General features: G+C 43.2%; 17 protein-coding genes. 2 read left to right on the forward strand and 15 right to left on the reverse strand.

From position 1 onward, the window contains the following. Nucleotides 1-49: 49 nt before the first annotated feature. The 9 genes from ccpB to MHH82_RS36715 all read right to left on the reverse strand — a co-directional run bounded on the left by ccpB (nt 50) and on the right by MHH82_RS36715 (nt 7,705). Nucleotides 50-985, reverse strand: coding sequence for a transcriptional regulator CcpB (gene ccpB, locus MHH82_RS36675; RefSeq protein ID WP_015715076.1), 936 nt, complete (start codon nt 983-985; stop codon nt 50-52). 59 nt (nt 986-1,044) lie between these two features. Next, nucleotides 1,045-1,803 (reverse strand): exodeoxyribonuclease III, encoded by a 759-nt coding sequence (gene xth / locus MHH82_RS36680; RefSeq protein WP_015250782.1) that lies wholly within the window; start codon nt 1,801-1,803, stop codon nt 1,045-1,047. A 64-nt stretch (nt 1,804-1,867) separates the two neighbouring features. After that, complete coding sequence (gene rpsR, locus MHH82_RS36685) at nt 1,868-2,107, reverse strand: 30S ribosomal protein S18 (protein ID WP_003219224.1); 240 nt, start codon at nt 2,105-2,107, stop codon at nt 1,868-1,870. 43 nt (nt 2,108-2,150) lie between these two features. Beyond that, a complete protein-coding gene (ssbA, locus tag MHH82_RS36690) occupies nt 2,151-2,669 on the reverse strand; it encodes a single-stranded DNA-binding protein SsbA (RefSeq protein ID WP_003219228.1) in 519 nt (172 codons plus the stop codon). A 40-nt stretch (nt 2,670-2,709) separates the two neighbouring features. Beyond that, a complete protein-coding gene (gene rpsF, locus MHH82_RS36695; RefSeq protein ID WP_003244064.1) occupies nt 2,710-2,997 on the reverse strand; it encodes a 30S ribosomal protein S6 in 288 nt (95 codons plus the stop codon). A gap of 110 nt (nt 2,998-3,107) precedes the next feature. Beyond that, nucleotides 3,108-4,208 (reverse strand): redox-regulated ATPase YchF, encoded by a 1,101-nt coding sequence (gene ychF, locus MHH82_RS36700; RefSeq protein WP_003242727.1) that lies wholly within the window; start codon nt 4,206-4,208, stop codon nt 3,108-3,110. Between the two features lie 126 nt (nt 4,209-4,334). Continuing rightward, complete coding sequence (locus MHH82_RS36705; RefSeq protein ID WP_015715077.1) at nt 4,335-6,338, reverse strand: molybdopterin-dependent oxidoreductase; 2,004 nt, start codon at nt 6,336-6,338, stop codon at nt 4,335-4,337. A 50-nt stretch (nt 6,339-6,388) separates the two neighbouring features. Then, nucleotides 6,389-6,595 (reverse strand): DUF951 domain-containing protein, encoded by a 207-nt coding sequence (locus MHH82_RS36710; RefSeq protein ID WP_003226838.1) that lies wholly within the window; start codon nt 6,593-6,595, stop codon nt 6,389-6,391. A 93-nt stretch (nt 6,596-6,688) separates the two neighbouring features. Then, nucleotides 6,689-7,705 carry a YkvI family membrane protein gene (locus MHH82_RS36715; RefSeq protein WP_072175425.1) on the reverse strand — a complete coding sequence of 339 codons (1,017 nt, stop codon included), beginning with the start codon at nt 7,703-7,705 and terminating at the stop codon, nt 6,689-6,691. A 439-nt stretch (nt 7,706-8,144) separates the two neighbouring features. On the opposite strand from MHH82_RS36715, the gene yyaC reads away from it, so the two are divergent. Beyond that, nucleotides 8,145-8,762 carry a spore protease YyaC gene (yyaC, locus tag MHH82_RS36720; protein WP_003226834.1) on the forward strand — a complete coding sequence of 206 codons (618 nt, stop codon included), beginning with the start codon at nt 8,145-8,147 and terminating at the stop codon, nt 8,760-8,762. 38 nt (nt 8,763-8,800) lie between these two features. Here yyaC and spo0J read toward each other — a convergent pair whose 3' ends face one another. Together spo0J and soj are read right to left on the reverse strand one after the other, a co-directional pair. Continuing rightward, a complete protein-coding gene (gene spo0J / locus MHH82_RS36725) occupies nt 8,801-9,649 on the reverse strand; it encodes a stage 0 sporulation protein Spo0J (protein WP_003226832.1) in 849 nt (282 codons plus the stop codon). Further along, nucleotides 9,642-10,403, reverse strand: a complete 762-nt coding sequence (gene soj / locus MHH82_RS36730) for a sporulation initiation inhibitor protein Soj (protein ID WP_003219244.1) — start codon at nt 10,401-10,403, stop codon at nt 9,642-9,644. Before soj ends, spo0J begins: the two co-directional genes overlap by 8 nt. 247 nt (nt 10,404-10,650) lie before the next feature. Between soj and MHH82_RS36735 the strand changes: the two genes are divergently transcribed. Then, the gene (locus MHH82_RS36735) at nt 10,651-11,091 is read left to right on the forward strand and encodes a PH domain-containing protein (protein WP_072175420.1); all 441 of its coding nucleotides are present in this window, start codon (nt 10,651-10,653) and stop codon (nt 11,089-11,091) included. Nucleotides 11,092-11,141: 50 nt separating this feature from the next. Here MHH82_RS36735 and noc read toward each other — a convergent pair whose 3' ends face one another. From noc to mnmE, 4 genes are all read right to left on the reverse strand, one after another. After that, entirely contained in the window at nt 11,142-11,993 is an 852-nt protein-coding gene (gene noc / locus MHH82_RS36740; protein WP_003226829.1) for a nucleoid occlusion protein, read from the reverse strand. Between the two features lie 121 nt (nt 11,994-12,114). Continuing rightward, entirely contained in the window at nt 12,115-12,834 is a 720-nt protein-coding gene (gene rsmG / locus MHH82_RS36745; protein WP_015250777.1) for a 16S rRNA (guanine(527)-N(7))-methyltransferase RsmG, read from the reverse strand. 13 nt (nt 12,835-12,847) lie between these two features. Then, on the reverse strand, nt 12,848-14,734 hold the full coding sequence (gene mnmG / locus MHH82_RS36750; RefSeq protein WP_003226825.1) for a tRNA uridine-5-carboxymethylaminomethyl(34) synthesis enzyme MnmG: 1,887 nt from the start codon (nt 14,732-14,734) through the stop codon (nt 12,848-12,850). 20 nt (nt 14,735-14,754) lie between these two features. Beyond that, nucleotides 14,755-16,134 (reverse strand): tRNA uridine-5-carboxymethylaminomethyl(34) synthesis GTPase MnmE, encoded by a 1,380-nt coding sequence (gene mnmE, locus MHH82_RS36755; RefSeq protein ID WP_029318519.1) that lies wholly within the window; start codon nt 16,132-16,134, stop codon nt 14,755-14,757. Nucleotides 16,135-16,229: the final 95 nt, after the last annotated feature.

Below are 16,229 nucleotides of genomic sequence, written 5' to 3' on the forward strand. Positions count from 1 at the left end.
CTCCTCCTTCACCTTCAATGAAGTTATAAGGTATGAAATGCATTTCAGTTCAAGCTTTTTTCTTAAATTTATGCTGAATTTTGATATCAGCGGGTTCATCCTGCAAAAATAGAGAAAATGCTGCGATGCCGAGCTGCTCAAGATTCAAATCAAGCGACGGAAAACCAAGAACACGGCTGATAGAAGTATTCCCCTCGCCTATGATTTCAACGTCCCAATTATTCTTTTTGGCAAATAGATGAATTCCAGCTGCCACTTCATCACTATTTGCATAAATAGCAGTCGGAACCCGCCCGCTCATATAAAAATGTTCAGCTGCCAGCTCACCATCATTCATATCGTTGCATCCGGACAGCATATGGTGGTCTTCCAACCTTCCGCAGATAGCTTTATAGGCCGCAGCTTTATCAGCCGTGCTCGGGCTCCTATCAGCTTCTCTGACACACGTAAAAGCAATATTCTCATGCCCGCGGCTCTTTAAATAGCGAAAGCTCTCTGCATAAGCAGTTTTTCTGTCATTAAAAGCACAAGGGACATCAATGTCTCCGGTTTCCTCACAAGCGATGACCGGCCCATATTCCTGATAAGCTAAAATGCTGTCCCAATGATTGGCGCGGGAAGTAATGATGAGACCGTCTATTTTCTTCGTTCTTAACAGCTCTAAATATTTGATTTCAATATCGGGGTTATAATTGGTGGGGAGAAGGGTCGTTGCATACTCATGCTGAAAAGCCGCCTTGGTGATTCCGTTAACGATTTTATCAAAGCAGGGATGATCGCTATAAGGCAGAATCACACCGACCGTATGGGTTTTCCCGCGAATGAGATCGATTGCGGTTCGATTTGGTGTATAATCCAAATCCTTCATGACTTGATGAACAAGCTTTCTCTTTTCTTCAGATACATACGGATGATGATTCAATACACGCGAGACAGTCGAAACAGATACATTTGCCAGTCTTGCGATCTCTTTTATATTTGCCATCTCTTTCTCCTTTTCATATAAAAAAAAGCAGTAAGTGTAAAATCCTTACTGCTATCTCATCATATATTGATGATAAGTTCAACAGGACAATGGTCGGAACCCATGACGTCCGCTGATATGCTGGCATCTTCAATCTGTTCCTTAAGGCTTTCAGAAACAACAAAATAATCAATCCGCCATCCAATATTTCTGTCCCGGGCGCCGGCACGATACGACCACCAGGAATAAGCGCCTTCAAGATCAGGATAAACATGACGAAAAGAATCAACAAAGCCAGCTTCTAAGAAACGAGTGAATGCCTCTCTTTCTTGATCTGAAAATCCAGCATTATTCCGGTTCGCCTTTGGATTTTTCAAATCAATCTCCTGATGGGCTACATTCAAATCACCGCATAAAATCACTGGTTTTTTCTGATCCAATTCAAGAATATAAGACAATAAGGCCTCTTCCCATTGCATGCGGTAATCAATCCGCTCTAATCCCCTTCTGGAATTGGGCGTGTAAACAGTCATTACAAACACGTTTTCAAATTCCAGCGTAATCACTCTGCCTTCTTGGTCATGCTCTTCTACTCCGATACCGTAGATGACCTGCAACGGTTCTTGCTTAGAAAAAACAGCTGTGCCGGAATATCCTTTTTTCACTGCATAATTCCAGTACACATGATAGCCTTCAGGCTGGAGATCAACCTGGCCGTCCTGTATCTTCGTTTCCTGAAGACATATAATATCTGCATCCTCTTCTTTCAAATAAGAGAGGAAATCCATTTTTCTCATCACAGCCCGCAGGCCGTTTACATTCCATGAAATCAACTTCATGTTTCATCCTCCCCCCTATAAAAAAGAGCAAGAACCCGAAGGTCCTTGCTCTTTACGTATCAGCTTACTCACCGCTTACGTATGGAAGTAAAGCCATTTGACGTGCGCGTTTGATCGCTGCAGTCAATTTACGTTGGTATTTAGCGTTTGTTCCAGTTACACGACGTGGTAAAATTTTACCGCGCTCAGAAACAAACTTTTTAAGAAGATCTACATCTTTGTAGTCGATGTGCGTGATACCGTTAGAAGTGAAATAACACACTTTACGGCGTTTCGCACGACCGCCTCTGCGTCCTCCTGCCATTGTCATTTCCCTCCTTTCTTTTTCATTTTAGGCGATAATCACATTAGAATGGAAGATCATCATCCGAGATGTCAATCGGTTTGCCGTCGTTGGCAAATGGGTCATCATTAAAGCTGTTCCCCTGATTGCGTCTCTGGTTGTTTTGATTTCCCCCAAATGGATTATCATTTTGGCCTCCGCCAAAGTACTGGCCTCCGCCGCTGTTTCCTTCGTTGTATCCACCTGAACCAGAACCGCCGCCGTTTTTCGGCTCAAGAAATTGAACACTTTCAGCTTGGACCTCTGTCACGAAGACACGCTGTCCTTGCTGGTTTTCATAGTTTCTTGTTTGTAAACGGCCATCTACGCCTGCAAGGCTTCCTTTTTTCAAGAAGTTTGCAACGTTTTCGGCTTGTCTTCTCCAAGTGACACAATTAATGAAATCGGCCTCACGTTCTCCGGACTGGTTCGTAAATGTACGATTCACAGCAAGAGTAAACGTAGCAACAGCCGCACCGTTTGGCGTATAACGAAGCTCTGGGTCTTTTGTCAGTCTTCCGACTAATACAACTCGGTTAAGCATAAGAAAGACCACCTTTTACCATTATATATTTCAAAATTGCTTATTCTTCTTCTTTAACAACAATGTGGCGAATGATATCGTCACTGATCTTAGCTAGACGGTCAAATTCTTGAACTGCCGCAGCGTCAGATTGAACGTTTACGATTTGGTAGAAACCGTCGCGGAAATCGTTGATTTCGTAAGCAAGACGACGTTTACCCCAATCCTTTGTTCCAGTGATCTCCGCACCGTTAGAAGTCAGAACGTTGTTGAAACGCTCGATAACTGCTTTTTTAGACTCTTCGTCAATGTTTGGGCGGATAATGTACATAACTTCGTACTTTCTCATCTGTTTGCACCTCCTTTTGGACTAAGCGGCCCATAATGGGCAAGGAGCAATAATTCTATTACTCACAATTTTATATTATACCAAAGCTCTTGTCCCTTTACAACTGCATCCTATACATTAAATCGGAAATGAATAACATCTCCGTCTTGGACCACATATTCTTTCCCTTCAAGGCGGACTTTTCCTGCCTCTTTAGCTCCTGCCATACCGCCGCCCGCAAGAAGATCCTCATAAGCAACTGTCTCAGCACGAATGAAGCCCCGCTCAAAGTCACTATGAATAATTCCTGCACACTCAGGGGCTTTCATGCCTTTTTTGAATGTCCAAGCTCTGACTTCCTGTTCTCCGGCTGTGAAATATGTTGCGAGGCCGAGAAGAGAGTAAGACGCTTTGATCAGCTGATCAAGACCTGATTCTTGAATGCCCAGCTCTTCCAAGAACATTTGCTTTTCTTCGCCTTCAAGCTCAGCGATTTCGGATTCGATTTTTGCACACACAACGATAACTTCTGCGTTTTCGCCGGCAGCGTACTCGCGAATCTTCGCTACATTTTCATTGCCAGATGGATCAGCAACTTCATCTTCACTTACGTTGGCCACGTACAAAATAGGCTTCGAAGTCAGTAAATGGAGCTGCTTCACAAGCTTTTGCTGCTCTTCAGTGAATTCTACAGATCGAGCAGGCTTTTCACTCTCAAACGCTTCTTTCAGTTTAGATAAAATCTCAAACTCAAATACAGCGTCTTTATCTTTTTGCTTCGCAAGCTTGCTGACGCGTGTAATCCGCTTTTCAACCGTTTCCATATCAGCGAGGATCAGCTCAAGGTTGATCGTTTCAATGTCATCAATCGGATCAACCTTTCCGGAAACGTGTGTAATGTTGTCATCGGAAAAAGCACGGACAACGTGGCAAATCGCGTCAACTTGGCGAATATGAGATAGGAACTTGTTGCCGAGTCCTTCTCCTTTAGATGCGCCCTTTACAATCCCTGCAATATCAGTGAATTCAAAAGCAGTCGGCACAGTCTTCTTCGGGTTGACCAGCTCAGTCAGCTTTTGCAGACGATCATCCGGCACCTCTACAATTCCCACGTTCGGATCAATTGTACAGAACGGGTAGTTGGCTGATTCGGCACCGGCCTGTGTAATTGCGTTAAATAGTGTTGATTTTCCGACGTTCGGCAAACCAACAATTCCAGCTGTTAAAGCCATTCTTTCATCTCCTCTATATAAAACCGTCATTGTATGAGCGTATTTTGAACCTAGAGCAATTATAAGGAGGTTCACTGGAAAAGACAAGCTGACAAAAAAGCATTTTCAGCCTGCCAATCCCTTTGATTATGCTTTTTTCAAGCCTACTAAACAGTCAAAAAGCGTACTTCCCATTCCATTATCAGAATTTGTATCATTTGTCAGTGCATTGACTGACCCTCCAAAAGCCGCCCACATGCCTTCATCTATATTAATCGTCTTCGCATGAGCCTGCTTCATCACTTTCACCTTGCCCTTCAAGCGTCCGCGGTCATTAAAGATGACAACCTCGTCTCCATCCTGAAGATTCTGCTCAGCCGCTATATCTGGAGAAATATCAACCTGAACGTGCTGAAGCTTTTCAATAAACGGCACATGCTGTGAATGGTTGGAACGCTGCGGATGAATGGATAACAGCGTATAAGGGTACTTTTCAGCTAACTCCTCATTATGGAAAACAGATTCTTCGGGCACATTTAATTGAAGCGAGCCGCTAAATCCCTTTTGCTCAGCTAGCGACGAAGTAAATTCAAATTTTCCACTCGGCGTCAAAAACTGATAATCATCCCACGGCACCTGTTTTACTGGAAGAGGGAGGTGGCCTTTTTCTTTTAAACGCTCGAGTGTCACACCCTCTGCTTCCAATGAAGAAAGCCCCATCTCTAAAAATTCTTGAGTGCTGTATTCAAACAGCTCGCCAAATCCAAGGCGTTTTGCAAGCTCTGACCAGATCCAGCTGTCCGACTTCGCTTCACCCTGCGGCTCCACAAGCTTCTTCCCGTACTGAACATAATGATGATACATACTGGAATAGTAGATATCTTCTTCTTCAAAAACAGTGGCAGTCGGCAAAACATAATCACACAGCTTTGCGGTATCTGTCATAATGGAATCAATCGCAACCGTCATGGGAATCTTTTCAAAAGCTTGTCTCACCTTATTTGTATTCGGCACCTGAGTCAGCGGATTTCCGCACGTCACAATAATCATCTCAATCGCAGGATCAGCAGCGGTCAACACTTCTTCAGCCTGCGTCATCATTGAAAAAGAACGTGATGTTGTTTTTAATTCCGGCAGCGTCAGCTTTGTTTTTGCAAAGCTCTCGCCAATCTGGACATTTCCGAAATTCGCGCCGCCGCCCTTAATTCCGACATTTCCGCTTGCCGCAACGAGTGCATCAATCCAACGAATCGTTCCGCCGCCGTTTTTATATCGCTGCATGCCAAGCCCCATAAAAGTAGACACCGGACCATCAGCATACAAACCGGCCAGATACTCCAGATCCTCCATAGAAGTTTCTGTTTTCACAATAAACTCTTCCAGAGAAACAGTTTTCAAAAGCTCTTTCACATCATCAAAACCGACAGAATGCTCAGAAATAAACGTTTCATCCGTTCTTCCCGTCTCAATCAGAACCTTCAAAACGGCTGCCGCAAGCCAGCCGTCCATTCCAGGCTTTACAGAGATATAGCGGTCAGCAAGCTTAGCAGTCGGGTTGAAGATCGGATCAATCACCGTAATCGTGGCGCCCTTCTTTTTCACCTGCTGCAAGTGATGGTATAAGTGCATATTTGTTCTGGATACATTTCTTCCCCACACAACAACATGCTTGCTGTTGTAAATATCAAGCGGGCCGTGACCGTACGAACGGCCAAAATCCCAGCTTTGCGCCTCGATGCCGGAGCCCCAGCATATGCTTCCGACGATTTCAGTCACGCCTCCATATCCATTAAAAAAACGCTGATCAAGCGCTTTTAACAGACCGTTATTCGCATAATCATGGCTGTGCAAAACAGCAGTCGTCTCCGACGTTTCCTTGATTTCCCGAAGTTTATCGGCAATTTCATCAAGTGCCTGCTCCCAAGAAATCCGCACAAACTCGCCATTTTGTTTTTTCATTGGATAGCGAAGCCGATCAGGAGAATTTGTTTTTGTCTCAAGCATTCTGCCGCGGCCGCAGATTTTACCTTCCGTAATCGGATGGTTTGGATCTCCGTCCACTTTTGTTACCTTTCCATCATCAACAGTCACCAAAAAGCCGCAGCTGTCCCAACAATTTAGCGGACATGCCGACTGATGCACTTTGCTCATCGCCGTCTTCTCCTTACCTTCTATATGAAAAAGCATGAGTGTCGGCCTATTTATGAAGTAGGCTCCTCATGCTTGACTAGTACTTTTTTTAGTTTTCTTTCAAATTCTCTTCTCGGAATCATAACACTGTGAGAGCATCCCTCACACTTAATTCGAATATCCATTCCCATGCGTATAATTTTCCAACTGTTCGCTCCGCATGGATGCGGTTTTTTCATTTCTACGATATCATTCAGGCCAAAGTCTTTATCCGCCAAGACCCTTCACCTCTTTTCCTAAACTGCTGTATCTATTGTACAAAAAAACTGATCATAAGAGCAATCAAGATACCCGAAAAGAAATACATCCTCTTATTTCCATTTACTCAAAATAGGATATAAGAGCAGACAAACTAACAAATACAAATTGAGCATCCCATATATCGGATACAAGAACGCGATCAAATCAGAAAATCCGAAAGAAGTAAAAGGTACCATTAACATTAACAAAATCAACACAATCATCCATCTAGGCATATGAATAAACGCCATCAGCCGGCTGGACAGCCCCAGCAAACCTGCTACCGTCGTCGTGTAAATCGCCAGGCACAGCACCGCCGTCATACATAAAAAAAGGAAATAAGGCGCACCCTCCAGAACGGCAAACAGTGGTATTTCAAACTGAGAAAGGGAGCCCGCCAGCTCCACCAACGTTTCATTATAAACAAATGAGATCACGCCAAAAATAAGACCGCTTGCCACACTTGCTATTTTTGCTTCTCCGAGCCCTTTCATCTCTTTCCCAACAGAGGATAAAATCGCAACAACTGAAAGGATGTTTAAAGAGGTAAACGTAATGCTCGCAGGCCAGTTATACTGCTGGGACAAATCAATCGTCCACGTATGGTGATGTGTGCTCTGAAAGGAGATCAGCGCATATAAAAGCCCCGCTACTAACACAGGAATCAAAATACTATTTATAGATAATATTCCTTTCACATCCCACAAAAACAAACACACTGTCACGATGCAAATCAGCGTGATTCCCCACCAGAAAGGAAGCTTGTACATTTGCAGGGTCACACCGCCTCCGGCAATCATCACCATAGTCGTCGAAAACAAATAAAAAATGATGAGGACATCATAAATTTTCGCCAGCCATGGCCCCATTAAATGCTCCAGAACCGGCAGAAAATGAGTGGATTGAACCTTAAAACTGATTTTCATCACAATATAAGACGAGAAAATGAACATGATTGTAAACAGCACAATAGCAAGTCCGCTTTCCGCCCCAAAAAACTGCCATATCTCCTGACCGCTCGCATATCCGGCCCCGATCAGGCTCCCTAATATGAGCAGCAACCACTTCATTCCGGCTCTCCACAACACTATCACCTCATAGACAAAGTTCAGCTTGTTCCCGTTATTGTTACTATATAAATAAAGGAAAGCAAACATGCCATATTTTCATAGACATTTGAACACAAGCTGAAATTATCATACGAAATACACATAAAAAAGACTGCTGATGGAGGCAGTCTAAAAATATATCATTTTGCAGTGGAATGAAGGAATGAACCTCATTAACCATTCCTATCTATAAAGTGTTTTGTAAGCAGACCGTAGCTTGATCATGATCGAGGCAATGGGGGACAATATTTATAATTCACCCACTAACCATTCATAATAACCTCTACTTTTTTAAAATCTCCGGTGTCATACACAAAGCATAAAAAACCGTACTGCTGGATATACTGTAAACAACCTTACATAACGAAACACACACCATAGCAATTCTGTTACCTACTATAACAAGGAAGTGAAACCCATGAATCGAAAAGGCGGGCTTTTTTCCTCTCAGGAACGAGTAAAGCAATATGTTTCACATACAGATGCTGCAGCGGCAAAACAAATCCAAACCATCCTTTCTTCATCCTTACGTAAAGCTGCCGGCAAACCAATTGTTGTGGTTTGTATCGGAACAGACCGTTCAACCGGTGATTCATTGGGCCCGCTCGTAGGAATGAAACTCAAACAGATGCAGCTCACCAGATTCCATGTCTACGGAACCTTATCTGACCCCGTCCATGCTGTGAACATGAAGGATAAAATCAATGACATTCATAAATTACATAAAAACCCATTTGTTATAGCAGTGGATGCATGCTTAGGCCGCGTTAAGAGTGTGGGTTCATTTCAAATCGGGGACGGGCCATTAAAGCCCGGAGCCGGTGTACAAAAAGACCTTCCTGAAGTGGGAGATCTTCATATTAACGGAATCGTGAATGTGAGCGGTTTCATGGAATATTTTGTATTGCAAAATACTAGACTCAACTTGGTCATGAATATGGCAAATGTTCTAGCGGAAGGTTTGAGTTTAACAGATCGGACAGAGTGGAGGCAAGAACGCATTAACCCGCTGCAAAGGCTCACTGGGCGCATATAAAACAAAAACCATCTTCGTTTGAAAGATGGTTTTATCATTTATGATTCTCGTTCAGACAAAAGCTCTAAAATCCGGTCAAGGTCTTCATTAGAGAAAAATTCAATTTCGATTTTGCCTTTTTTCTTCTGTCTTTTAATATTAACTGTTGTTCCAAAATAATTTTGGAGATAGGATTCTCGTTCTTTTAGAACCGCATCTTTCACAGGTTCTTTTTTCTTTGTTTCACGTGGAACATTCTGATTCAACTGCTGAATCAGCTGCTCAAGCTGGCGAACATTGAGCTGCTCCGCAATCACTTTTTGTACCAGCGGTTCAAGCTTATTTTTGTTTTTTAAGCCAAGAAGCGTGCGTCCATGTCCCATAGAAAGCGTACCTTCGGCAATAAGCTGCTGAATATTTTCTGGCAGTGTCAGCAGTCTTAAATGATTCGCAATATGCGGTCTGCTTTTTCCAAGACGTTTGGCAAGCTGCTCTTGCGTGAGATCTAAGTGTTTCAGCAAGGAGTCATATGCCTGAGCCTCTTCAAGCGGAGATAGATCTTCACGCTGAAGGTTTTCTAATAAAGCAATTTCCCTCATTAACGCCTCTGATAATTCACGGACAATGGCCGGAACTGTATCTAAACCTGCCAGCTTTGCCGCTCGAAAACGCCGTTCACCCGCAACAATATCATAGCCTTTTAAAGATTTTCTGACGATAAGCGGCTGAAGAATGCCATGCTGCAACACAGATTCTTTTAGTTCAGCTAATGCCTCGTCATCAAAGTGTTTTCTTGGCTGATAAGGATTAGGGCGTAAATCGGCAATTTTAATTTCTTCAACTGTCTCTTCAGACAAATCTACCTGATTAAATAACGCATTAATCCCTTTTCCAAGGCCTTTAGCCATTCGCAGCCACTTCCTTTGCTAAATCTAAATATACTTCCGCACCTCTTGACCGCGGATCGTATAAAATGATGGGTTTTCCGTGACTCGGTGCCTCACTCAGACGGACATTACGCGGAATAACTGTCTTATATACTTTATCCCTAAAATACTTTTTAACCTCTTCAATCACTTGAATGCCAAGGTTTGTCCGGGCATCAAGCATTGTCAGCAATACACCTTCAATCATTAAATCAGTATTCAAATGCTTTTGCACAAGACGTACTGTATTTAATAACTGGCTGAGACCCTCCAAGGCATAATATTCGCACTGTACAGGAATCACAACGGAATCCGAGGCTGTAAGGGCGTTAATCGTCAGCAAGCCCAATGACGGCGGACAATCAATGATAATATAATCATAATTTTGCTTTACTGCTTCAAGCGCTCTCTTCAATCTCACTTCTCTTGATATTGTAGGAACCAGCTCGATCTCAGCCCCTGCAAGCTGAATCGTCGCAGGAATCACATCCAAGTTCTCTACTGTCGTTGCTTTAATAATATCTATTACATCTGCATCATCTACTAAAATATCGTACACACACTGCTCTACATCGGCTTTTTCAATCCCTAATCCGCTTGTCGCATTTCCCTGCGGATCAATATCTACCAGCAGAACCCTTTTCCCTATGTAAGCCAAACATGCCCCAAGGTTGACAGACGTCGTTGTTTTGCCGACCCCGCCTTTTTGGTTCGTAATTGCTATGATTTTTCCCACGATGTCACCTACTTTCACATGAACATGTACTATCTTGCTTCTATTCTATCAAAAAAAGATTAAAGCGTTTCATTTTTTTCATCATTTTGTTCCGAATCAGAAGGGAAATAATTGAAAATTCAAGCACGCTTTATGCTTTCTCTTATAAATTCTGCAATTTCTATGTTTTTTTGACTTAAAAAAGGAATTTCTTAAAGAAAAAAAGAAGAAGTCACAGTACAGAACGTGGAAACAGGATGGTGAGAAAATGGTTTATCAAACGAAGAGAGATGTACCCGTTACGCTGATGGTTGTGTTTCTCATATTACTGATACAAGCAGATGCCATTGTTCCTTTTGTGCTGGGAAATATAAGAGTTTCCGGCTGGATCATTTTTATTCTGCTGACTCTTTTAAATGGACTCATCATTTGGAGCTTTATTGACCTAAAATATGTATTGAAGGAACACCATCTGATCATTAAAGCCGGATTGATCAAACATCAAATTCCTTATGAAAAAATCGATAAAGTCGTTCAAAAAAAGAAACTGTGGTCCGGTTTTCGTCTGATCGGCTCTCGCCATGCCATCACAATATATTATCAGGGGGGATGGGGACATGCAGTGATTTCACCGCAAAAATCTGAAGAATTTATCCACAAGCTCAAAGAAAAGAATTCTAATATAACAATATTCACTAAAAGTAAGTGATTACCTTTTATTAAAAATATAAAAAGCTCTCCTGCTTTTCAGGAGAGCTTCTATTTTGGTATGCGAATCGTTAATTGAATATATTCTTCAAATTCTTCTTCTTCCGTATTCAATTTTACACCGCTGTCTTCCACCATTGATAGTGACTGGCGAATCGTGTTCATCGCAATTCTTGTATCTCTGCTGAATGCTTTGCGTCTCGGCTTTGGCTTTCTCTGGCCTTGCTCCAGCATTTTCACCACGCGGTCTTCTGTCTGCTTTACATTTAAACTTTTCTCAATAATCTCTGTGAGCAGTGTGACTTGGAGCTCAGGCTGTTTCAGCGGAATCAGTGCTCTGGCATGGCGCTCGGTGATTTTCTTCTCCATAATCGCCTCTTGGACCGGCTGAGGCAGCTTTAATAACCGAAGCTTATTCGCGATTGTAGACTGCCCTTTTCCTAAGCGCTGTGCGAGTGCCTCCTGTGTTAAATCATGCAGCTCAAGCAGCCTAGCATAAGCATGCGCTTCCTCAATAGAAGACAGTTCTTCCCGCTGCAAGTTTTCGATTAACGCCACAGAAGCGGTTTCCGTGTCGGAAAAATCCTTAATAATTGCCGGAATCTTTTCCCACTCAAGCGATTGCACCGCTCTCCAGCGTCTTTCACCTGCAATGAGTTCGTATTGGCCTTCTTCTTCTGTATGCCTAACAACAATCGGCTGAATAATGCCGTGTGTATGAATGGTCATTGCTAACTCTTTGATTTTTTCATCTGAGAAAATGGTGCGTGGCTGAAAACGGTTGGGAACGATAGCATTTACCGGTATTTCCAGAATCTCTTCTTTGTTTGTATCATGTTCAGCAATCTCCGGCTCCTGTTCCTTCTCACCAAGCCCGAAGAAACGAGAGAATGAATGCTTCATGTACCTACACCACCTTTAAAAACTGCCATTTTTATAATTCTATTTTCTCATGGTTTTTCCTGCTGTACATCCATCAATTTTGATGAAAATATGATGGTATTGTCATATCAGGCTGTCTAAATTACCCTTCAATTGGCGATTTATTAGGAGTTCCCGGTTTTCTTGGATACTTCTTAGGTGTATTTTTTATTTTGCGTATCACCATAATATTACGATCGCTTTCTTCAATAGGCAGCTTAAAAGAATGGATATTCTCAAGTTCTCCTCCAAGCGTCGTGATTGCTTTTTTGCCTGCATTCAGTTCTTCTTCAGCTGATGCGGCTTTTAAAGCAACAAATAAACCGTTTTTCTTCACCAGAGGCAAGCAAAGCTCACTCAAAACAGATAATCTCGCAACTGCTCGCGCTGTCACAATATCATAGCTTTCACGCACGTCTTTCCGTTGCCCGAACGTTTCAGCTCTGTCATGGCAGAATGTTGTATTCTCCAATTGCAAAGCCTCAGATAACTTTTCTAAAAACGTGATCCGTTTATTCAGTGAATCCACGATTGTGACATTGAGGTGCGGAAAGCATATTTTTATCGGCAGACTTGGAAAACCCGCTCCCGCTCCGACATCACAAATCGTGTTCACCTGATTGAAGTCGACATAAAAAGCAGCTGTAATGGAATCATAAAAATGCTTTAAATACACTTCTTTTTTCTCTGTTATTGAAGTCAGATTGATTTTTTCGTTCCATTCAACCAGCATGTCGTAATACAGCTCAAATTGCTCCAGCTGACGGGGAGAAAGGGAGATCCCTTTTTCCGCCAAACCAGAAGTGAATTCTTCAATATTCATGCCGTCATCCTTTCTATTCGGCTATCTTCGCAATGCGTCCCTGCTCTAAATACACCAATAGAATTGAAATGTCCGCCGGGTTTACACCGGAAATGCGGGAAGCTTGGGCAACAGACAAAGGCCGTACATTTTTCAGTTTTTGACGCGCCTCGGTCGCAATCCCCTTAATTGCGTCATAATCAATTCGATCTGGAATTTTTTTATTTTCCATCTTCTTCAGTTTTTCCACTTGCTGAAGAGATTTTTCAATATATCCTTCATATTTCACTTGGATTTCTACTTGTTCTGCCACGTCTTGAGGAACTGGCACTTCTGGCGGCGCCAGTTTTGTGACTGTTTCATAGTTCATTTCAGGACGCTTCATCAAGTCTGTGCCGCGAACTCCATCTTTCAATTCGCTTCCGCCAAGAGAACGGATATATTCTTGATTTTCCGGAGACGGCTTGATAATTACAGAATGAAGACGTTTTTTCTCCGCCTCGATCGCCGCTTTTTTCTTCTCAAAAGCCGCATAGCGCTCATCAGAAATCAATCCAATGCGGTGTCCGATTTCTGTCAGACGCAAATCAGCATTGTCATGGCGAAGAAGCAATCTGTATTCCGCACGTGATGTCAAAAGACGATATGGCTCATTGGTACCTTTTGTCACAAGGTCATCAATCAGAACACCAATGTAGGCGTCAGAACGGCTTAAAATCACTTCTTCTTTTCCAAGCGCTTTTCGTCCTGCATTGATTCCCGCCATAATCCCTTGTCCCGCAGCTTCTTCATAACCGGAAGTTCCGTTAATTTGGCCTGCAGTGTAAAGGTTTGTGATTTTTTTTGTTTCAAGTGTCGGCCAGAGCTGTGTCGGTACGATTGCATCATACTCGATCGCATAGCCGGCTCTCATCATTTGCACGTTTTCAAGTCCAGGAATCGTTGCAAGCATTCTTTGCTGTACGTCTTCTGGAAGACTTGTAGATAAACCTTGGACATAGACTTCCTGTGTATTTCTGCCTTCCGGCTCAAGGAAGATTTGGTGACGCGGTTTATCATTAAATCGTACAACTTTATCTTCAATGGACGGGCAATATCTTGGGCCTGTACCTTTGATCATACCGGAATACATCGGTGAACGGTGCAGGTTGCTGTCAATAATCTCATGTGTCTCAGGGCTTGTATATGTCAGCCAGCAAGGGAGCTGATCTGTGATATATTCCACTGTTTCATATGAGAAAGCGCGAGGCACATCGTCACCAGGCTGAATTTCCGTTTTGCTGTAATCAATCGTGTCGCTTTTAACGCGAGGCGGCGTACCTGTTTTAAAACGAACAAGGTCAAAACCGAGTTCCTCCAAATGCTCAGAAAGCTTAATAGAAGGCTGCTGGTTATTCGGGCCGCTTGAGTAAGACAGATCGCCAAGAATGATACGTCCTCTTAAATATGTCCCTGTTGTCATGACAACTGCTTTCGCACGATAATGTGCGCCGGTTTGTGTAATAACGCCTCGGCATTCGCCGTCTTCAACGATCAGCCGCTCCACAATTCCTTGCAGCAATGTTAAGTTTGGTTCTTTTTCAAGCGTATTTTTCATTTCGTGCTGATATTGGAATTTGTCTGCTTGCGCACGTAATGCACGAACCGCAGGACCTTTTCCTGTATTCAGCATTCTCATTTGAATATGTGTTTTATCGATGTTTCTTCCCATTTCTCCGCCGAGCGCGTCAATTTCGCGGACGACAATCCCTTTTGCGGGGCCGCCGACAGACGGATTACATGGCATAAATGCAACCATATCTAGGTTGATGGTCAAGACAAGCGTTTTGGCGCCTTGGCGTGCAGATGCGAGGGCAGCCTCAACACCGGCATGCCCGGCGCCAATCACAATCACATCGTATTGGCCTGCTTCATACCCCATGATTCTAGTTCCTCCTTTTATTATTTTCCTAAACAGAATTGTGAAAAGAGCTGATCAATTAAACTTTCGTGGACAGAATCTCCAATGATTTCCCCTAAAAGCTCCCAGCATCTTGTAAGGTCAATTTGCACCATGTCGATCGGGACATCCTGTTCGATGCCGCTAAGCGCATCTTCAATGGCGCGTTTTGCTTGCTGTAAAATAGAGATGTGACGTGTGTTGCTGACATAAGTCAGATCACCGCTTTCAATGGCACCCGTGTAGAACAATGATTGAATCGCTTCTTCCAGATCATTGATGCCTTCCTCTTTTAAAAGAGATGTCGTAACAACTGGACGTCCATTGGCAAGCTCACGGACACGTTCAGTGTCAATCTTCGCCTCAAGGTCAGTCTTATTCAAAATCACGATTACATCCATGCCCTCAACGGCTTCAAAAAGCTTCACGTCTTCTTCAGAAAGCTCTTCACTATAATTAAGCACAAGTAAAATCAGGTCCGCTTCCTTTAGGACCTGGCGAGAACGTTCAACACCGATTCGCTCAACAATATCCTCTGTTTCACGAATACCTGCTGTATCAACCAGACGAAGCGGGACGCCCCTTACATTCACGTATTCCTCAATCACATCCCGTGTCGTTCCGGGAATATCGGTTACGATGGCTTTTGCCTCATGAACGAGGCTGTTCAGAAGAGATGATTTTCCTACGTTTGGCCGGCCGATAATGACGGTAGAAAGACCTTCACGCAAGATTTTTCCTTGCTCAGAAGTCCTCAGCAGCGCCTCAATTTCCTTTTTCACGGCGGTTGCCTTTTCGACTAAAATCTGATGCGTCATTTCCTCTACATCATCATACTCCGGATAATCGATATTCACCTCAACATGGGCCAGTGTTTCTAAAATCTCACTGCGCAAACGGCGCACCAAAGCAGAAAGACGCCCTTCCATTTGATTCATAGCAACGTTCATTGCCCGGTCCGTTTTCGCTCTAATTAAGTCCATAACCGCTTCCGCCTGTGAAAGATCGATACGCCCGTTTAAAAACGCACGTTTCGTAAATTCGCCAGGCTCTGCCAGTCTCGCTCCCTCTCTCAATGCGAGCTGAAGCACTTGGTTCACAGTCACAATTCCCCCGTGACAGTTTATCTCGATAACATCTTCCCGTGTAAAAGTTCTCGGCGCTTTTAACACTGATACCATTACTTCCTCAACGACACGATCCGAAGGTCTGTCTACGATATGACCATAATGAATCGTATGTGATTCGACCGAGCTGAGTGTTTTCCCCTTTGGTCCCTTATAAATTCTATCTGCGATTTGAATGGCTTCTGGTCCGCTCAACCGTACAATCGCAATCGCGCCTTCTCCCATCGGTGTGGAAATTGCCGCAATTGTATCCATGTTGTTCACCTCTCTTTACTTATACTTCATCTATATAAAAAAATTTTATTATGCCAAAACTAAAAGATAACATAGTTTGGTTCGAAGTGGAAGAT

The organism is Bacillus sp. FSL K6-6540 (genome assembly GCF_038007545.1).